The sequence below is a fragment of the Flavobacterium sp. Root901 genome, from assembly GCF_001429765.1.
Lineage (GTDB): Bacteria > Bacteroidota > Bacteroidia > Flavobacteriales > Flavobacteriaceae > Flavobacterium.
This window is the reverse complement of sequence record NZ_LMJB01000001.1, coordinates 259,697-276,945: the sequence shown is the minus strand read 5'-3', so window position 1 is coordinate 276,945 and position 17,249 is coordinate 259,697. Positions and strand designations below refer to the sequence as shown.

The 17,249-nt window shown below is 33.6% G+C and carries 16 protein-coding genes and 1 other RNA gene; 10 read left to right on the top strand and 7 right to left on the bottom strand.

Features of this window, described 5'->3' with window-relative positions; genetic code table 11:
* Positions 1-132: 132 nt before the first annotated feature.
* A complete protein-coding gene (bshA, locus tag ASE21_RS00995; protein ID WP_057120700.1) occupies positions 133-1,269 on the top strand; it encodes an N-acetyl-alpha-D-glucosaminyl L-malate synthase BshA in 1,137 nt (378 codons plus the stop codon).
* 28 nt (positions 1,270-1,297) lie between these two features.
* On the top strand, positions 1,298-1,720 hold the full coding sequence (locus tag ASE21_RS00990; protein ID WP_057120699.1) for a protease complex subunit PrcB family protein: 423 nt from the start codon (positions 1,298-1,300) through the stop codon (positions 1,718-1,720).
* A gap of 174 nt (positions 1,721-1,894) precedes the next feature.
* Here the strand turns inward: ASE21_RS00990 and ASE21_RS00985 are convergent, their stop codons facing one another.
* Together ASE21_RS00985 and ASE21_RS00980 are read right to left on the bottom strand one after the other, a co-directional pair.
* A complete protein-coding gene (locus ASE21_RS00985; RefSeq protein WP_057120698.1) occupies positions 1,895-2,392 on the bottom strand; it encodes a hypothetical protein in 498 nt (165 codons plus the stop codon).
* A 154-nt stretch (positions 2,393-2,546) separates the two neighbouring features.
* Positions 2,547-3,371 (bottom strand): UDP-2,3-diacylglucosamine diphosphatase, encoded by an 825-nt coding sequence (locus ASE21_RS00980; protein WP_057120697.1) that lies wholly within the window; start codon positions 3,369-3,371, stop codon positions 2,547-2,549.
* 188 nt (positions 3,372-3,559) lie between these two features.
* Here ASE21_RS00980 and aroC point away from each other — a divergent pair, with 188 nt between their 5' ends.
* Complete coding sequence (gene aroC, locus ASE21_RS00975; RefSeq protein WP_057120696.1) at positions 3,560-4,618, top strand: chorismate synthase; 1,059 nt, start codon at positions 3,560-3,562, stop codon at positions 4,616-4,618.
* A gap of 51 nt (positions 4,619-4,669) precedes the next feature.
* Positions 4,670-5,956, top strand: a complete 1,287-nt coding sequence (locus ASE21_RS00970) for a dicarboxylate/amino acid:cation symporter (RefSeq protein WP_057120695.1) — start codon at positions 4,670-4,672, stop codon at positions 5,954-5,956.
* Between the two features lie 81 nt (positions 5,957-6,037).
* Here the strand turns inward: ASE21_RS00970 and ASE21_RS22375 are convergent, their stop codons facing one another.
* Positions 6,038-6,169 (bottom strand): hypothetical protein, encoded by a 132-nt coding sequence (locus ASE21_RS22375; RefSeq protein ID WP_262487394.1) that lies wholly within the window; start codon positions 6,167-6,169, stop codon positions 6,038-6,040.
* 303 nt (positions 6,170-6,472) lie between these two features.
* Here ASE21_RS22375 and ASE21_RS00965 point away from each other — a divergent pair, with 303 nt between their 5' ends.
* Positions 6,473-8,677 (top strand): response regulator, encoded by a 2,205-nt coding sequence (locus tag ASE21_RS00965; protein WP_242410203.1) that lies wholly within the window; start codon positions 6,473-6,475, stop codon positions 8,675-8,677.
* Here the strand turns inward: ASE21_RS00965 and ASE21_RS00960 are convergent.
* A complete protein-coding gene (locus ASE21_RS00960) occupies positions 8,674-9,921 on the bottom strand; it encodes a DEAD/DEAH box helicase (protein WP_057120693.1) in 1,248 nt (415 codons plus the stop codon). The two genes, ASE21_RS00965 and ASE21_RS00960, sit on opposite strands and share 4 nt — an antisense overlap.
* Positions 9,922-10,046: 125 nt before the next feature.
* A complete protein-coding gene (locus ASE21_RS00955) occupies positions 10,047-11,093 on the bottom strand; it encodes a formimidoylglutamase (RefSeq protein ID WP_057120692.1) in 1,047 nt (348 codons plus the stop codon).
* A 97-nt stretch (positions 11,094-11,190) separates the two neighbouring features.
* Between ASE21_RS00955 and ASE21_RS00950 the strand changes: the two genes are divergently transcribed.
* Positions 11,191-12,072 carry a hypothetical protein gene (locus ASE21_RS00950; protein WP_057120691.1) on the top strand — a complete coding sequence of 294 codons (882 nt, stop codon included), beginning with the start codon at positions 11,191-11,193 and terminating at the stop codon, positions 12,070-12,072.
* 73 nt (positions 12,073-12,145) lie between these two features.
* Here the strand turns inward: ASE21_RS00950 and hutI are convergent, their stop codons facing one another.
* Together hutI and ASE21_RS00940 are read right to left on the bottom strand one after the other, a co-directional pair.
* Positions 12,146-13,381 carry an imidazolonepropionase gene (gene hutI, locus ASE21_RS00945; protein ID WP_057120690.1) on the bottom strand — a complete coding sequence of 412 codons (1,236 nt, stop codon included), beginning with the start codon at positions 13,379-13,381 and terminating at the stop codon, positions 12,146-12,148.
* A gap of 113 nt (positions 13,382-13,494) precedes the next feature.
* Complete coding sequence (locus ASE21_RS00940; protein WP_057120689.1) at positions 13,495-14,547, bottom strand: glutaminyl-peptide cyclotransferase; 1,053 nt, start codon at positions 14,545-14,547, stop codon at positions 13,495-13,497.
* 88 nt (positions 14,548-14,635) lie between these two features.
* Between ASE21_RS00940 and ffs the strand changes: the two genes are divergently transcribed.
* The 4 genes from ffs to ASE21_RS00925 all read left to right on the top strand — a co-directional run bounded on the left by ffs (position 14,636) and on the right by ASE21_RS00925 (position 17,146).
* Positions 14,636-14,733: signal recognition particle sRNA small type (gene ffs, locus ASE21_RS21520), an RNA gene on the top strand.
* 179 nt (positions 14,734-14,912) lie between these two features.
* Positions 14,913-15,716 (top strand): SDR family oxidoreductase, encoded by an 804-nt coding sequence (locus tag ASE21_RS00935; protein ID WP_057120688.1) that lies wholly within the window; start codon positions 14,913-14,915, stop codon positions 15,714-15,716.
* A 188-nt stretch (positions 15,717-15,904) separates the two neighbouring features.
* Entirely contained in the window at positions 15,905-16,561 is a 657-nt protein-coding gene (fsa, locus tag ASE21_RS00930; RefSeq protein WP_057120687.1) for a fructose-6-phosphate aldolase, read from the top strand.
* 90 nt (positions 16,562-16,651) lie between these two features.
* Positions 16,652-17,146, top strand: coding sequence for a hypothetical protein (locus ASE21_RS00925; RefSeq protein ID WP_057120686.1), 495 nt, complete (start codon positions 16,652-16,654; stop codon positions 17,144-17,146).
* Positions 17,147-17,249: the final 103 nt, after the last annotated feature.

Below are 17,249 nucleotides of genomic sequence, written 5' to 3'. Positions count from 1 at the left end.
TTTTTGCAAATACTGTTCTGCTTCTAAAAATATTTATCAACCGGATTTAATCTAATTTTGTCGAAAATCTAACAATTTAAAAGCCTAATTAAACGTGATTTTTGAGTACTTTCGTAGAATTAAATTTAATACATGAAAATAGCAATAGTTTGTTATCCGACATTTGGCGGGAGTGGTGTAGTTGCTACAGAACTAGGCCTTGAATTAGCCAGACGCGGACACGAAATACATTTTATAACTTACAGTCAGCCAGTAAGATTGGCACTTTTAAATCCAAATGTACATTATCACGAAGTAAACGTTCCTGAATATCCTTTATTTCATTATCAGCCTTACGAATTGGCTTTGTCAAGCAAGCTGGTTGATATGGTAAAATTATATAAAATCGAAGTTCTTCACGTGCATTATGCTATTCCGCACGCCTATGCAGGTTATATGGCAAAACAAATGCTGAAGAATGAAGGAATTAATCTTCCAATGATTACAACGCTTCACGGAACCGATATTACACTGGTGGGAAATCATCCTTTTTATAAGCCAGCAGTAACTTTTAGTATTAATAAATCAGATTATGTGACTTCGGTTTCGCAAAGTTTGAAAGACGATACTTTGAAATTATTCAAAATCAAGAATAAGATTAAAGTAATCCCAAACTTTATCGAACTGGATAAAGTTAGAAAAGATCCGGCAGAACCTTGCCACAGATATGTAATGGCTAAGGAAAACGAACGAATCGTAACGCATATCAGTAACTTTAGAAAAGTAAAACGTATTCCGGATATTATTAAGATTTTCTATAATATTCAGAAAGAAATGCCGGCCAAATTGATGATGGTTGGCGACGGACCTGAAAAAGAAAGAGCCGAGGTTTTATGTATGGAACTGGGAATTTACGATAAAGTAATTTTCTTTGGCAACAGTAATGAAATCGATAAAATTTTATGCATGACCGATTTGTTTTTACTTCCGTCAGAAACAGAAAGTTTTGGTCTGGCCGCATTAGAAGCAATGGCTTGTGGTGTTCCCGTAATTTCAAGTAATTCAGGAGGTTTGCCTGAAGTTAATTTTGATGGAATTTCCGGTTATTTAAGTAATGTAGGAAATGTAGATGAAATGGCCGCCAATGCTATTAAAATTCTTAAAGAGGATGTTATTTTAAAAGAGTTTAAAACAAATGCATTAGAAGTTGCCAGAAAATTTGACATCAAAAATATTCTGCCTAAATATGAAGCGTTGTATCAAAGAGCAATTGACGATTATAAAGAGTAAAAGCATTAATTTTTAAAATTTGAATGGGATGAAAAAAGTAATTTCGGTTTTGGTAATTTTTGTCTTAGTTTCCTGTGGAGCAAAAAAAACAACGGGTTCAACTGCTTTATACGAAGTTTTAACTGAGCAGTCTGATGGCGGCGGCAATATCAAATTCTTTGAGATTTTAACGGAGCCTAATGAAATCAAAATGCTTCAAAACGATCCGCATCTCGCCAGTAAGATGAAGCAGGCCGATATTAATAACTCTAATTATGTAATTCTTAATATGGGCGAAAAAAACACCGGAGGATATTCTATTGGAGTTGAAAGTGTTGAAGAAACCGATAAAAATATCATTATTACGGTAAAAGAGAAAAGCCCGGCACCAGATGCAATGGTAATGCAGGTTGTTACATATCCTTATACAGTTGTAAAAGTGCATTCTAAAAAAGAGATTATTGTTAAATAAAAAGAAGCGGGGCTTCGACTTCGCTCAGCCTGACAAACTTTGCAATATTATTATTTTAGCATCAGCATGTCAGACTGAGCGAAGTCGAGGCCCTTTTTTTGTTCTAAAAAACATAAAAAAAAACCTGTAGCATAAAACGACAGGTTTCTTCTTACAATTATTTTTTATTTTTAATTAGAATCTGAATTTTACGCCTAAACCAACGTCAAATCCAAAGTTATCGTCATCATAGTATCCAGAACCAATTTCAGGTCTTGCATCTAATGATAGTGTAATTGGCACTTCTTTAAATCTATATTCGATACCGATGTCTCCGGCAGCAAAAACATAAGTTCCGCTGTCATTGAATCTGGAATTATTATTGTAATAATCGTGATCCCAGGCAGCTAAACCTCCACCGACACCAGCGTACCAGTTGAATCCTCCATCGATGTTCCAAACCCATTGGTAAAGAGCAACTCCTTTGATGGCATCAACATCACTGCTGTTTCTCCAGCCTAAATCAAATTCAAGTCTGTTTTTTTGATTCAGACCTAACTGGTATGATACTTCACCTCCAAATCCGTTATTGTCTCCTAAACGTAATCCTAAAGCGTGTTTTGAAATTTCTTGTGATTGTGCCGTAAATGCAAATCCAAAAAGCATAATGGCAGATACTATTATCTTCTTCATAAAATGGTTAATTAATTTTTGTCAAATTTAGATTTCCTTGTTTATGAATAACGTATAATATTTTTAGAAATTGTTATATAATTCACATTTTTATGAATTTTCGATGCATCTAAAAGTTAAAAACAATGCGTACAGGGCTTTAAAAGCAGGTTTGTTATTTTTTTAGAATTATATTCGATAACATTTGAGAAGTCAGGATATCTTCCATTTCAAATAGATTTTCTTCTTCTGTAAAGTTACTGTGAGTGTATGAATATAATTTCCAGCGCTTTTTATGGTATTCCAGAGCAGTAAGATTTTCAACCCAGTCACCAGAATTTAAGTATAAGGTAGAACCGTGCTTATTCTCCTTAGTAAGGATTTTTGGTTCATGAATGTGCCCGCAGATTACATAGTCGTAATTTTTTTCGATAGCCAAATCGGTTGCAGTAGTTTCAAAGTCTGAAATAAATTTTACGGCCTTTTTTACACTTGCTTTTATTTTTTTAGAAAAAGAGTAAGGTTCGCGCCCTAATTTTGCAAGGCACCAATTGGCTAAACGATTCATTAAAATCAAATAATCATATCCCAATCCGCCCAGTTTTGCAATCCACTTAGAATGCTGTACTGAAGCATCAAAAACGTCTCCGTGAAAAATCCATGCTTTTTTGTCATCTAATTCTAAAACCAGTTTATCAACCAGTGAAAAATTACCCATGTTCATGTCGCTGAATTTTCGAAGTATCTCGTCGTGGTTTCCGGTAATGTAATACACTTTGGTTCCTTTTGAAGCCATCCCTATTATACGCTGGATAACTCTTAAATGCGCTTTAGGAAAATAAGATTTTCTAAACTGCCAGGCATCAATTATGTCACCATTTAAAACCAAAGTTTTAGGTTTAATAGTTGATAAATAGTTGTTTAGTTCTTTAGCGTGACTTCCGTAAGTTCCCAAATGGACATCAGAGATAATGACCAATTCGACGTTTCGTTTTTTCAATTTTTCCTGTTTTGAAGTTCCACAAATGAAAGAAAATCCAACTCAATTTATTTTATCAAAAGGTTACTAATTCGAAGGCAATTTTAATAAATTGTGATTTTTAAAGTGTTTAATCTTTAATTAATATTACCAATTTTTAATTTTTTAATTTAATTCATAAAACTTACATTTGCTCAAAACTAAATACAATGGCAGGAAACAGCTACGGCACCCTATATAAAGTTACTACATTTGGAGAATCTCATGGTGAAGCTTTAGGCGGAATTATAGATGGTTGTCCATCAGGAATTGAACTTGATTTCGAAGCAATTGAAGTTGAAATGTCACGAAGAAAGCCAGGACAGTCGGCTATCGTGACGCAGAGAAAAGAACCAGACAGCGTTCAGTTTTTATCCGGGATATTTGAAGGAAAAACAACCGGAACCCCAATTGGATTTATCATTCCAAATACCAATCAAAAATCAGATGATTATTCACATATAAAAGACAATTACAGGCCAAGTCATGCTGATTATGTGTATGATCAAAAATATGGTTTTCGTGATTATCGCGGAGGAGGAAGAAGTTCTGCCCGCGAAACAGCCAGCAGAGTAGTAGCAGGAGCCATTGCAAAACAAATGCTTCCTGAAATTAAAATTAATGCTTACGTATCTTCTGTTGGTCCAATTCATTTAGATACACCTTATCAGGAACTGGATTTTTCTAAAATAGAAAGCAATCCGGTTCGCTGTCCTGATGAAAAATCGGCAGCAATTATGGAAGAATATATCCGGGACATCCGCAAGCAGGGAGATACTGTTGGAGGTGTGGTTTCGTGTGTAATCCAGAATGTTCCGGTTGGTTTAGGCGAACCTGTTTTTGATAAATTACATGCTGAATTAGGAAAAGCAATGCTTTCAATCAATGCTGTAAAAGGTTTTGAATACGGAAGCGGTTTCTCCGGTTCTGAGATGAAAGGAAGTGAACACAACGATTTATATAATCCAGACGGAACTACAAAAACAAATCTTTCGGGAGGAATTCAGGGTGGAATAAGCAACGGAATGGATATTTATTTCAGAGTGGCTTTTAAACCGGTTGCCACTACTATGCAGACTCAGGATTCGTTAGATAATAAAGGAAACATTACACCAATGACCGGAAAAGGACGTCATGATCCGTGCGTTGTGCCTCGTGCAGTGCCAATCGTAGAAGCGATGGCTGCAATTGTTTTGGCTGATTTTTATTTAATCAACAAAACATATTAGTAAAAATAAGGCAGTGAGGGTCTTATATTTTAATAATTAAAACGTAAATTAATGCAAATTACAGAAACTAAAAAGAAATCATTTATTAAAGGATTAACGGGGCAGATTTTAATTGCAATGTTACTTGGGGCAACCCTTGGAATAATACTGCATCATTATATTTCTCCCGAGTCAGCGCAGTCATTTAGTACTAAAATAAAAATGCTTGCAACTGTTTTTATCCGTTTGGTGCAAATGATTATTTCTCCATTGGTTTTTACGACACTTGTTGTAGGAATCGCAAAACTGGGAGATATAAAAACAGTAGGGAGAATTGGAGGAAAGGCACTGGGATGGTTTTTTACGGCTTCATTTATATCGCTTTTAATTGGATTGTTTTATGTAAATATTTTAGAGCCCGGAGTTGGGCTGAAATTGGGACATGTTGATATGGCTTCGGCTTCTGAAGTAACAGCCAAAACACAAAATCTGTCTTTCGAAAACTTCGTTGAACATATTGTTCCAAAAAGTATTATCGAAGCAATGGCAACCAATGAAATTTTACAAATTGTAATTTTTTCTATATTCTTCGGATTAGCCGCCGCATCTTTAGGAAATACTGTAAAACCAGTTATTGGAGCTTTAGATAAAATTTCGCACATCGTGTTAAAAATGGTAAATTATGTAATGAACTTTGCTCCAATTGGAGTTTTTGGTGCCATTGCAGCCGTTTTTGCCGTACGCGATGCAGAAGAATTATTAATTACTTATTTTAAGTTTTTCGGTTCCTTCTTATTGGGAATTGGTACTTTGTGGGTCGTTTTAATTGCGGTTGGATTTATTTTCTTAAGAGGAAGAATGGTCGAACTTTTGAGACGAATTATTGGGCCTTTGGCAATTGCCTTTGGAACAACAAGTTCAGAAGCAGTTTTCCCTAAATTAACAGAAGAATTAGAAAGCTTTGGTGTAAAAGACAGAATTGTATCTTTTATGCTGCCGCTGGGATATTCTTTTAATCTGGACGGAAGTATGATGTACATGACCTTTGCCAGTATTTTTATTGCCCAGTTTTATAATGTACATTTAGATTTAGGAACTCAGATGGCCATGCTTTTGGTTTTAATGCTTACAAGCAAAGGAATTGCAGGTGTACCGAGAGCAAGTTTAGTTGTTGTTGCTGCAACATGCGGAATGTTTGATATTCCTGTTGAAGGAATTGCTTTAATCTTGCCAATTGACCATTTTTGTGATATGTTCAGAAGCGCTACCAATGTATTAGGAAATGCTTTAGCCACTTCAGTTGTAGGGCAATGGGAAAATAATAAAGAAAATAATTTGAATACGTTAGAAGAAAATTAATTTTATCTTCTCATCAATAAAAAAACCGTAACAGACTTTTGTTTGTTACGGTTTTTAGTTTTACAAAATAGTGCTCTAAAATTATTTTGCAGCTACTTTTCCTTTTCTGTCCGCATCACTTTCGGCTGCAGGTGCATCGCCTCCGTGAATTGTTTTTTGCTGTTTTTTAGTCAATTTTTCTGTTTCTGTAAATTGTAAAAATTTCTCTGACATAGTTTTTTGGTTTTAGTGCTCCAATCTTGTAAACACTTGGGGCTTATGTTTTTTAATTTTGTTAAAAATAGTATTATTTTTTATCAAAAGAATTTTTTCTTTGATTTATTATAAATAAATAACTTAAAACTGAAATTATATTTCTGTGTAGTTTTATGACATTTTAAAAAAATGTTATTTGTTCTGACATAATTCTGCGGCATTCATTAATTCGCGAATATTTAATATCACAGAATTAAAACACGAAAAACTTTACATTATAAGGTAAATACTATAACTGTGTATTGCTATAAAAATGTATATTTGAATAAACATAACCAAATTATGCCTCGTTACAGATTTAGTTTTTTAATTTTAATTTTTCTAAATATATTTTGTATTGAGTTAAGTGCTCAGAACCACGCGATATCAGTTGAAAAAGTTAAAAAATTAACGCAGGAAGCTTGTGATTATTTAGATGAAACCAATTACGAAAAATCACTAAAAAAATCTGGGATTGCACTCCAATACGCATTTGATCTTAAAAATGACACCCTTATTTCGAGAAACTACAATATTATAGGAATCAATTTTCATGATTTAGGCGAAATTAACAAAGCGATATTCTTTTATAAAAAAGCTCTTTTTTATGCACAGCGGTCGAATATAGTGAGTCTAAGAATGATGATAACCAGTAATTTGGGTAATTTATATTTTTTCGAAAAGAAAATGTACAGTACCGGAATCACTTATTACAAGGAATCATTAAAGTTTGGGAAGCAGGAAAAATATCTGAAAGAAATCGCCATTACAAATCTGAATATAGTATGGTCGTATTTTAAAATTGAAAATTATAAAGCAGGACTGCCTTACTTACAATATATTAATGAACATCAAAATGATTTAAAAGGAAAATCAGATGATATTGCTTTAAATTTTTTAAACGGAATGTATTATGCCAGTGTAAATGATATCGTTAAGGCAAACCGCTTTTTTGTAAAAGCAATTTCAAGTAAATCAAAAGATGACAAACCGGATCTGGCTTATGCACATTTAGAATACTCGAAATTTTTAAGTAAAATAGGAAAACATAAAGAGGCCTATAATAACCTCGTTATTTATAACCAGCTTACGAATGAAATGTACAGCGAGGAAAAGCTTAAAAACGCTTCGGTAGCTGGCTTAAATTTAGAGCTGGATGAATACAAAAGGCAGATCGAGAAAATCGAAAACGAAAAAACCTCACAATCACAAAGCCTTAAAAAATCAAGAATAATTGTAATTCTGTTTATTCTGATTTCGTTTATACTTCTTTTCCTGATCGTTACTTTAATTAAAAATATCGGCCTTAAGAAAAAACATAATTTAGAGCTTCTAAAAGCTAAAGAAATTGCTGAAGAAGCTTCAGTACTCAAAACCCAATTTATTTCAACGATAAGCCATGAATTGCGTACTCCGTTATACGGAGTTGTCGGAATAACAAACATGCTTTTAGAAGAACATAAAGAATTATCTCAAAGTCAGCATTTAAGTGCTTTGAAGTTTTCTGCCCGTTACTTGCTGTCGCTGGTAAATGACATACTTCAAATTAATAAAATAGAGGAAAATAAAGTAGTGCTGGAGAGTCTGACTTTTAATATTTCCGATGAGATTATGGTAATTAAAAACTCTCTTTCCTTTCTGTCTCAAAAAAATAACAATAAAATTAATGTTGCAATTGATGCTGATATTCCTGAATATTTAATTGGAGATAAGCTTCGCCTTGCTCAAATTTTAATGAACTTAGTGAGTAATGCCCTAAAATTTACTAAAGATGGAGAAGTGGAAATTATTGTAAAACTGGACAAAATAGAAGGCAGGTTTTATTATCTGCATTTTTTAATAAAAGATAATGGAGTTGGAATTGCCGCCGTTGATCAGAATAAAATATTTGAAAAATTTGTTCAGGTAGGAAGAAAAGATGAAGATTATCAGGGAACAGGGCTGGGGCTTAGCATTGTGAAGAGACTTTTAGGACTTTTTGGAAGTTCAATTACTTTAGAAAGTGACCTTGGTGCAGGAACCTCATTTTCATTTGTAATTCCTTTTGAATATGATCCTTTAAAAACAAAGAAAATTATTGAAAATATAGAAGTTGATTTAACATCTAGCGATATTTATAAGATTCTTATTGTCGAAGATAATCTTATTAATCAATTGGTTACTAAGAAAATTATCGAGAAGAATAATTTTGTTTGTCAGGTTGTTGATGATGGTTTTGCTGCCCTGACAATATTAGAAAAAGAACAATTTGACCTTATTTTGATGGATATAAATATGCCGTTAATGAATGGTTTTGAAACCACAAAGAGAATTCGCCAGCTTGGAGTAAAAACACCGGTTGTGGCTTTGACCGCTTTTGACAAAGATGAAATTACAGATGAAGCTATTTCAGCCGGAATGAACGATATTATTGTTAAACCTTTTGAACCGGTTAAACTCTTTAAGATTTTAAATTACCTTATAAATGAAGCAAAAAACGCTGGTTAGTACCAGCGTTTTTTATTTTGTTTGGATGCACTCGATTTTCTCGATTTATGCGCACCGCCGCTTCTGTTAGAGTTTTTAGGTTTTTCTCCGGCTTCAGGACTTCCTGCATGCCATTGATATGGGTGATCTGTAATGGTTTTTACATCTACTTTAATTAGTTTTTGTATCTCTTTCCAATACGGATGTTCATCTTTTCCGCAGAAAGAAATTGCAATTCCGCCATTTCCTGCACGGCCAGTACGGCCAATTCTATGAACATAGGTTTCAGGAATATTAGGCAAATCAAAATTGATAACATAAGGCAGCTGCTCAATATCAATTCCTCTTGCTGCAATATCTGTAGCAACAAGAACGCCTACTTCTTTGTTTTTAAAAGCATCCAGAACACGTTGTCTCGCATTTTGCGATTTGTCTCCGTGAATTGCTTCTGCCGGAATATCTTTTTTGCGAAGTGCTTTTACAACATTATCTGCTCCGTGTTTGGTTCTCGAAAAAACAAGCACATTGGATAAATTTTCTTCTTTAATTAAATGATATAAAAGGTTTCTTTTTTCTGTTTTGTCTACAAAATAAATACGCTGCTCAACATTCTCAGCAGTTGATGAAACCGGTGAAACTTCTACTTTTTCAGGATCCTGCAAAAACATTTCTGCCAATTCACGAATGGCAAGCGGCATCGTTGCAGAAAACAACAAAGTTTGTCTGTTTTTTGGTGTAAGTTTTACGATCTTTTTTACATCGTTTATAAAACCCATATCCAGCATTTGATCGGCTTCGTCTAAAACTAAGGTGTGCAGATGATCCAAATCAAGAAAACCTTGTTTGTGTAAATCCAGTAATCGGCCGGGAGTTGCAACCAAAACGTCAACACCATTTTTTAATGCGTCAACCTGAGGGTTTTGAGAAACTCCGCCAAAAATAGTCAATTGCGTTAAATTGGTATATTTAGAATAAGTGTCAAAACTCTGTCCAATTTGTACGGCTAATTCACGCGTTGGAGTTACTATAAGGGCACGAATTTGTTTGGCTTTTTTTGATGAACCTACAATTCGATGTAACTGATGTATAATTGGGATAGCAAATGCGGCTGTTTTTCCTGTTCCCGTCTGCGCGCATCCAATTAAATCACGTCCGGCTAAAACAATCGGAATTGATTTTTCCTGAATAGGAGTGGGATTAAGGTAGCCTTCTTCAAATACGGCTTTTTGTATACTTTTTGAAAGTGATAAATCTTCGAATAACATATCTTAAACAATTAAGAATTTTAGTTTTAAGTACTAAAATCTGTGCAAAGATAGGTTTATTCAGCCAATCGTTTATTTGAATCTTTGATTATTTGGGAAATGTGCGGTTTTAGACCGCTTGCACTTCATTGAGTTTTTTCTTTTTCGTTATTGGCTTTGATAAAATCAGTTACTAAATAGCCAATTAATTTTCCAATTAAATTATTGTTAGGAGAATCTGCTAAATCCGGCGCACCTTCGCAAATATGCAGATAGGCAGCGTTTTTATGCTGCGCAAAAAACGAAATAAACTGTCTTAATTCTTCTACTGAAAATCCGCTGATTGTCATGGCGCTGCTGGCAATGTTTGGAATAGCGTCTAAATCAATTTCAATTCCAAATGAATCTGTTTTTATAAATTCAAGCGCAAGTGCCATTTCTCTTTCAAAGTCTTTTTCTTTTCGAATATTTACACTGTCATAGGTATTATAACGAACGCGGTCTTCCAGCTTTTTAATAATATCCAAAACACTTTTAGAGGTATAATTTTCGTGAAGCCCAAAAATGAAGTATTTTTTCAGGAAACCTTCTTCGTAAGCATATGAAAAACCATTCCCGCTGTGGCGTCCTTCAAGAATCCTAAAATCAGAATGAGCATCAAAATTTACGGCGTTGATTGGTTTTCCTTTGGCTAAAGCCGTTCCTTTAATATTTCCGTACGCATTATTGTGGCCGCCTCCAATAATAATGGGTGTTTTTCCGGATTTAATGATGGTAAAGATAATATGAGAAACCTCTTTATCAATTTTTTCAACTAACTGACTTAATTTAGAACGATCATCAATATCATTAAAATCTAAATTTTCTACATCACGCATTTCCTGGGCAACATCTAATTGACCAAGTACAATAATCTGGCTCCCTTTAGAAAAACGGTTATGCTGAATATTTGCAATACTTTTAATAGCATTCTCCCAGGCAGATGCAGCACCGGGTCTTCCGTAATTGGCACGCACACCAATATCTTCCGGTATTCCTAACAGAACATATTTTGCCTCCGATTCTTGCAAAAACTTGATTTTGTCTACTCCCTTAGGAATAACAATCATTTTTTCTCCGAATTTTATTTCACCACTACGATGATTTGTGACTTTTGCCAAATCATTGACAGTAAAAGGAACTAATTTCTCCATGAAAAAAATTTATTTTCCAAAAATAATATAATTGTTACAACTTACGTTATTAACATATATTAATTCTTAAATTTGTTATTAAAGAAAATTATTCAATATGGAAAACCCAAAGAACAACAACAATTCAAGTCTAAAAGCGGTAATAGCGGTTTTAGCAGTCCTACTGATTGGTAGCTTAGTGTATATTTTTAAACTTTCTTCTGATACTGAAGTAGTTAAAACAGAATTGACAACGTCAATGACAGAAAAAGAATCTGTTATGAAAGATTTGCAGGAATTAAAAGCAACGTATGATGCTGCAATTGCTGAAAACACATCAATGTCTGATGAACTAATTCAGGAAAGAGATAAAGTTGTCGCTTTAATGGCAGATTTAAATAAATCTAAAGGAGATGTATCTAAATTCAGATCTCAGGTTCAGGCAATGCAGGGCAAAATGAAAACTCTGGTTGCTGAAAACGATGAATTGAAAAAACAAAATGGTGTTTTAACAACTCAGAGAGATAGTACAATTGTCGTTTTAGGAGAATCTAAAAAATATAACGAAGTACTTGTAGGTCAAAACGAAGAGCTTGCAAAAACAGTTGAAAGAGGTTCTAAATTATCAATTACGAACACTAAAACTGCAGCTTATAAATTAAGAAGCTCCGGAAAACAAATTGAAACAGATAAAGCAAGCCGTGCTGATGTTTTAAAAATTAGTTTTACAATTGCTGAAAACCAAATTGCAAAATCAGGTGACAAAACATATTATGTACAAGTTATCGATGCAAAAAATAACGTATTAGGGGAGAAAAAAACAGAAAGTTTTGGAGATAACTCTTTAACTTACAGCTTTAAAACTACTGTAAAGTATGAAAACAAAACTGTAAATGTAACTGAAGATCTTCCTGGAAAAGATTTTGCTAAAGGAACTTACTTTATCAATGTTTTTGATAATGATGAATTAGTTTCTAAAACTAGTTTCAGCTTAAGATAATCTGCCGCAAGGGATAAATACCACTTAGATATTAAAGGTCTGTGATTTTTCACAGACCTTTTTTTATTATTTATTATATAATTTGACCTTCAATAAAAACACTGTCAATTAAATTACTGCCAAAAGCATACGGAATCTGGTAATAAGATGAAATGGGTTTTGTCAGGATTAAATTGGCTTTTTTTCCTTTTGTAATGCTGCCGTGAGTTTCAGAAAGTCCCATTGCATAAGCTCCGTTTATTGTTCCGGCATTTATCGCTTCTTCAGGGGTCATTTTCATCTTAATACAAGCCGTTGCAATAACAAAATTCATATTTCCGGATGGAGTAGAGCCAGGATTAAAATCTGTTGCAAGGGCAAGCGGCAAACCGGCTTTTATCATTTCGCGAGCAGGTGTATAAGGAATACTTAAAAAATAAGAACAGGAAGGTAATGCAACCGGCATTGTTTCTGTGTTTTTTAAGGCTTCAATATCTTCAGGATTCATAATTTCAAGATGATCGACAGAAAGTGCATTAAATTTAACGCCAGCCTGAATTCCGCCAATAGAATTAAACTGATTTACGTGGATTTTTGGCTTTAAGCCGAATTCAATTCCCGCCTGCATAATTTTTTCTGTTTCTTCTACAGAAAAATAGCCGCTTTCGCAGAAAACATCTATATAATCAGCCAATTTATTTTGGGCAATTTCAGGAAGCATTTTAGTTATAATTTCATCAATATAACCCGCTTTATTTTCTTTGTAAGAAATCGGAAAAGCGTGTGCACCCAAAAAAGTAGCTTTTATTGAAACCGGATAATTTTCAGCCAGTTTTTTAATAACACGCAGCATTTTTAATTCACCTTCCACAGTTAAGCCGTATCCTGATTTTATTTCGACTGCTCCGGTTCCTAAATGCATTACTTCTTCCAGCCGAAGTTTGGACTCTTCGTAAATTTGTTCTTCAGAAGTTTCATTTAATTTTTTAGCCGAGTTTAAAATCCCGCCGCCGCGGTTGGCGATTTCTTCATACGTAAATCCGTTAATGCGGTCTACAAATTCCTGTTCACGATTTCCGGCGTAAACAATATGCGTATGACTGTCACACCAGGCCGGAAGTACAACTTTCCCCGCTGCATCAATAATTTTATCCGCATTGATTTCAGGAAGATTTTCCATCGGGCCAAAATCAGCGATAAGATTACCTTTTATAATTAAAAAAGCATTTTTAATTGTAGGAAGCACTGCCATTTCTGCCCCGGAAACTTTAGAAACTGAAGTTTCGCGGACTTGCAGCAGTTCTTGTATGTTTTTTATTAATGTGATCATTTTTGATATTGTTATAAAACACAAATTTCACGAATTTTCACTAATGAATTGTGAAAACTCGTGAAATTTATATCAGATTGGAATTTGGAATTTAAAATTGAATATTCTTCCTTTTATTCTGAAACCGTTATTTCAAATATTTTGGTCCAGTTTTTACCCGTTACAAAAATGGTTTTAGTTTTAGGATTGTAAGCAATTCCGTTTAAAACATCGTCGGCAGTAATATCGCTCATCGATTTACGTAAATCTGCCATATTAAGAATACCTTCAACAGCACCAGAAGTTGGATTTACAACTGCAATCGCATCTTTTTGCCAAACGTTTACATAAAACTTGCCATCGATTAATTCTAATTCATTGATGGCTTTTATTTTTGAAGTGCCAGAATATACATTAATATAATCGATCATTTTTTGGTTTGCAGGATCCATTTTCCAGATTTTTTCTGTTCCGTCAGACTGATAGATATATTTCCCGTCATTTGTCATTCCCCAGCCTTCGATATCTTTATCATAAGAGAATTTTTTTTCCAGTTTTAAAGTATTGGCATCATAAATAAAACCTGTTTTTTCCTGCCAGCTCAATTGGTATAATTTTCCATTGATGAAAGTAATTCCTTCTCCAAAATATTCATTTGGAAGATTAACCTGTTGAATCACTTTTCCGGTTTTGTAATCGACAGATCTAAAATAAGAATCTCCTTTTTGGCCGGTACTTTCAAATAAAACATCATTATGAAATTCTAAACCTTCCGTAAATGATTTTTTATCATGAGGATAAGTATTAACAACTTTATATTTTAATAATTTAGGTTCAACATTAGAAACCAATTCAATTCTATGAGTTGCATCAGATGAGTCTCCTCCAAAATACGCCGTCGCTTTTAAATATTGATAGCCTAATTTTTGATTTTTTAATTCAAATTTAAATTTTTCAGCTCCTTTTGTACTTCCCACTTTTTTGTCGTTAACAAAGTAAACGACGCTGTCAATTTCTTTCGAATTTGGGTTTAAAATTCCAATAGAAACTGATTCCTGAGGTAAAAAATGGGCAGGAAAAGCAGAATCATCGATAGTAAATAAAGAATTTTCACCTTTTTTTGTGCCGTTACATCCAATTAATGTAATTCCTAATAAAATGAAAGTTAGGAAGTTATATTTTTTCATAGTTTAAAATTTGAATAAGCCAATATACAACGATATTTTTATAGCAGCAAAGCTCTTGCAAAAATATAAAAAGATTGTATATTTGCACCGGCAAGTCCTACACGACCAGCTCCTGCAGACTCCCCCAGGATGGGAACATAGCAAGGGTACGCGGTTGAGCGGTGCGATGTAGGTCGCTTGCCACTTTTTATTTTTTAGAATTTATATAAAAGTAGTCTTCCTTCGGGAGGATTTTTTTATTTTTGACCCTGTCTGAAGTTAGATGTTATTGGTTAAAAGTTTAAAATTGAATGCAATATGCAGCTCAAAATACACCTAATTCCAAAAACTCATAACTCATAATCTATAACTTATAACTTAAAAAAATGAGTAAAGTCGTTTTAATTACAGGAGGATCTTCGGGAATTGGAAAATCAATTGGTGAATTTTTGCATGAAAAAGGTTTCGTTGTTTACGGAACAAGCAGGAATCCGGAGAAAGTTTTAAATTCGGTTTTTCCATTAGTCGCTTTAGATGTTCGAAATGCAGATTCCATCAAAACGGCTGTTGCTAAAATTATTGAAGCATCCGGAAGGTTAGATATTGTAATTAATAATGCGGGGGTAGGTATTACAGGACCTTTGGAAGAAATTCCGATGGAAGAAATTAAAAACAATTTTGAAACCAATTTCTTTGGACCAATAGAAGTGATGAAAGCTGTTTTGCCGCAAATGCGTAAACAAAAATCAGGACTGATTATTAATATAACTTCTATTGCGGCTTATATGGGACTTCCGTACAGAAGTGTTTATTCGGCTTCAAAAGGTGCTTTAGAATTAATTACGGAAGCTTTGAGAATGGAAGTGAAGCAATTTGGAATTGAAATTACCAATGTTGCTCCGGGAGATTTTGCTACCAATATTGCTTCCGGACGTTATCATGCTCCGGTTGTAAAAGGTTCTGCTTATGAAAAAGTATATGGCGATACACTTGCAACAATGAACGAACATGTTGATGCAGGAAGTAATCCAACGGAAATGGCCGAGGCTATTTTTAAAATTATACAAAAAGAAAAACCAAAAGTACATTACAAAGTTGGTGTATTCATGCAGAAATTTTCGATTGTTTTGAAACGCGCACTTCCGGATAAAGTTTATGAGAAAATGCTGATGAATCACTATAAACTATAAATAAATGTAATATTTACATTTATTTATAACATATAATTTCAAAATGGTTTTGATTTTGAAAAGGTTATTGATATTGATTTTGTAATTTTGCAGCTAGATGGCGTGATTGATTGTATTTTTACAAAAATAAATACATTCGTCTCAATGGACACGCTCAAAATATAAAACCAATTTTAATTAAATAAATTATGAAATTTTTTATTGACACAGCTAATCTGGCTCAAATTAAAGAAGCACAAGCTTTAGGTGTTTTAGATGGAGTAACAACTAATCCATCATTAATGGCTAAAGAAGGAATCACCGGAAAAAATAATATTTTAAAGCATTATGTAGATATTTGCAACCTTGTTGAAGGGGATGTAAGTGCTGAAGTAAATGCTCTTGATTATGACGGAATGATCAAAGAAGGTGAAGAATTAGCTGAATTACATGACCAAATCGTTGTAAAACTGCCTATGACTAAAGAAGGAGTTATGGCAGCAAAATATTTTTCTGATAAAGGAATTAAAACTAATGTAACTCTTGTGTTTTCTGCAGGTCAGGCTATTTTGGCTGCAAAAGCGGGAGCAACTTATGTTTCTCCTTTTATTGGTCGTTTAGATGATGTTTCTGTTGATGGTTTAAACCTGATTCAGGAAATTAGAGAAATCTACGATAACTATGGTTACGAAACTCAAATTTTAGCAGCTTCTGTACGTCATACAATGCATATTGTAAACTGTGCTAAAATTGGTGCCGATGTTATGACAGGACCACTTTCTGCAATTTACGGATTATTGAAACACCCGTTAACTGATATCGGTTTAGCTCAGTTTGTAGCTGATTTTGAAAAAGGAAACAAATAATCCTTAGATACTTACAAAATTTAAATCGTCTTTTTTCTATTGAGGAAAGGCGATTTTTTTTACTTTTATATAAAGTTTAAGTTGTTGATTATGAAAGTGATATTGATTTTGGTGTCTTTTTTTATTGCCAGTTTTTCAATTAATGCCCAGGCAAAAATTATTACTTCTATAAACGAAGCTGGTGATGTTGCAGCGTATGAATTAGATTGTTCGGAGAAATTCCAGACTTTGGCAAAAGGGCTTCGGTACAATATAACCCGGCATGAGTTTAAAGGGTCGGAAATGAAGAATTCATACCGACTGCTTTTGGTTATGGATGGGTTTTATTCTAATACTTTAAATAAAGAAATGACTATTTCTGCCATTTTAAGTGATGGAACTGTTATCGAAGGCAGAAAAATTATTGAAGATGACGGCTTTTTTGACGGAGCGTGTACGTTGAAAATAAAAGATCCGCAGGCGCTTTTAAAGGCAAATATTGATAAAGTCGTCGTTCATGCTGATAAAGATGTTGTGTATCAGTTAGAAGCTCAGAATAAAGCAGTTTTTAAAAAGAATCTGAGCAATATTATTAATGCTAAGTAAAGTTGCTAAGGTTCTGAGTTGCTGAGATACTGAGATATTGAGTTTTCTTTTGTAAATAAAAAATCCAAATTCCTATTGTAAAATTGGAATTTGGATTTTTATA

What these genes read in the sequence shown, in the direction of transcription:
- bshA (WP_057120700.1), top strand. Translation starts at nt 133, where the DNA reads ATGAAAATAGCAATAGTTTGTTATCCGACATTTGGCGGGAGTGGTGTA.
- ASE21_RS00990 (WP_057120699.1), top strand. Translation starts at nt 1,298, where the DNA reads ATGAAAAAAGTAATTTCGGTTTTGGTAATTTTTGTCTTAGTTTCCTGT.
- ASE21_RS00985 (WP_057120698.1), bottom strand. Translation starts at nt 2,392, where the DNA reads ATGAAGAAGATAATAGTATCTGCCATTATGCTTTTTGGATTTGCATTT.
- aroC (WP_057120696.1), top strand. Translation starts at nt 3,560, where the DNA reads ATGGCAGGAAACAGCTACGGCACCCTATATAAAGTTACTACATTTGGA.
- ASE21_RS00970 (WP_057120695.1), top strand. Translation starts at nt 4,670, where the DNA reads ATGCAAATTACAGAAACTAAAAAGAAATCATTTATTAAAGGATTAACG.
- ASE21_RS22375 (WP_262487394.1), bottom strand. Translation starts at nt 6,169, where the DNA reads ATGTCAGAGAAATTTTTACAATTTACAGAAACAGAAAAATTGACTAAA.
- ASE21_RS00960 (WP_057120693.1), bottom strand. Translation starts at nt 9,921, where the DNA reads ATGTTATTCGAAGATTTATCACTTTCAAAAAGTATACAAAAAGCCGTA.
- ASE21_RS00955 (WP_057120692.1), bottom strand. Translation starts at nt 11,093, where the DNA reads ATGGAGAAATTAGTTCCTTTTACTGTCAATGATTTGGCAAAAGTCACA.
- ASE21_RS00950 (WP_057120691.1), top strand. Translation starts at nt 11,191, where the DNA reads ATGGAAAACCCAAAGAACAACAACAATTCAAGTCTAAAAGCGGTAATA.
- hutI (WP_057120690.1), bottom strand. Translation starts at nt 13,381, where the DNA reads ATGATCACATTAATAAAAAACATACAAGAACTGCTGCAAGTCCGCGAA.
- ASE21_RS00940 (WP_057120689.1), bottom strand. Translation starts at nt 14,547, where the DNA reads ATGAAAAAATATAACTTCCTAACTTTCATTTTATTAGGAATTACATTA.
- ASE21_RS00935 (WP_057120688.1), top strand. Translation starts at nt 14,913, where the DNA reads ATGAGTAAAGTCGTTTTAATTACAGGAGGATCTTCGGGAATTGGAAAA.
- fsa (WP_057120687.1), top strand. Translation starts at nt 15,905, where the DNA reads ATGAAATTTTTTATTGACACAGCTAATCTGGCTCAAATTAAAGAAGCA.
- ASE21_RS00925 (WP_057120686.1), top strand. Translation starts at nt 16,652, where the DNA reads ATGAAAGTGATATTGATTTTGGTGTCTTTTTTTATTGCCAGTTTTTCA.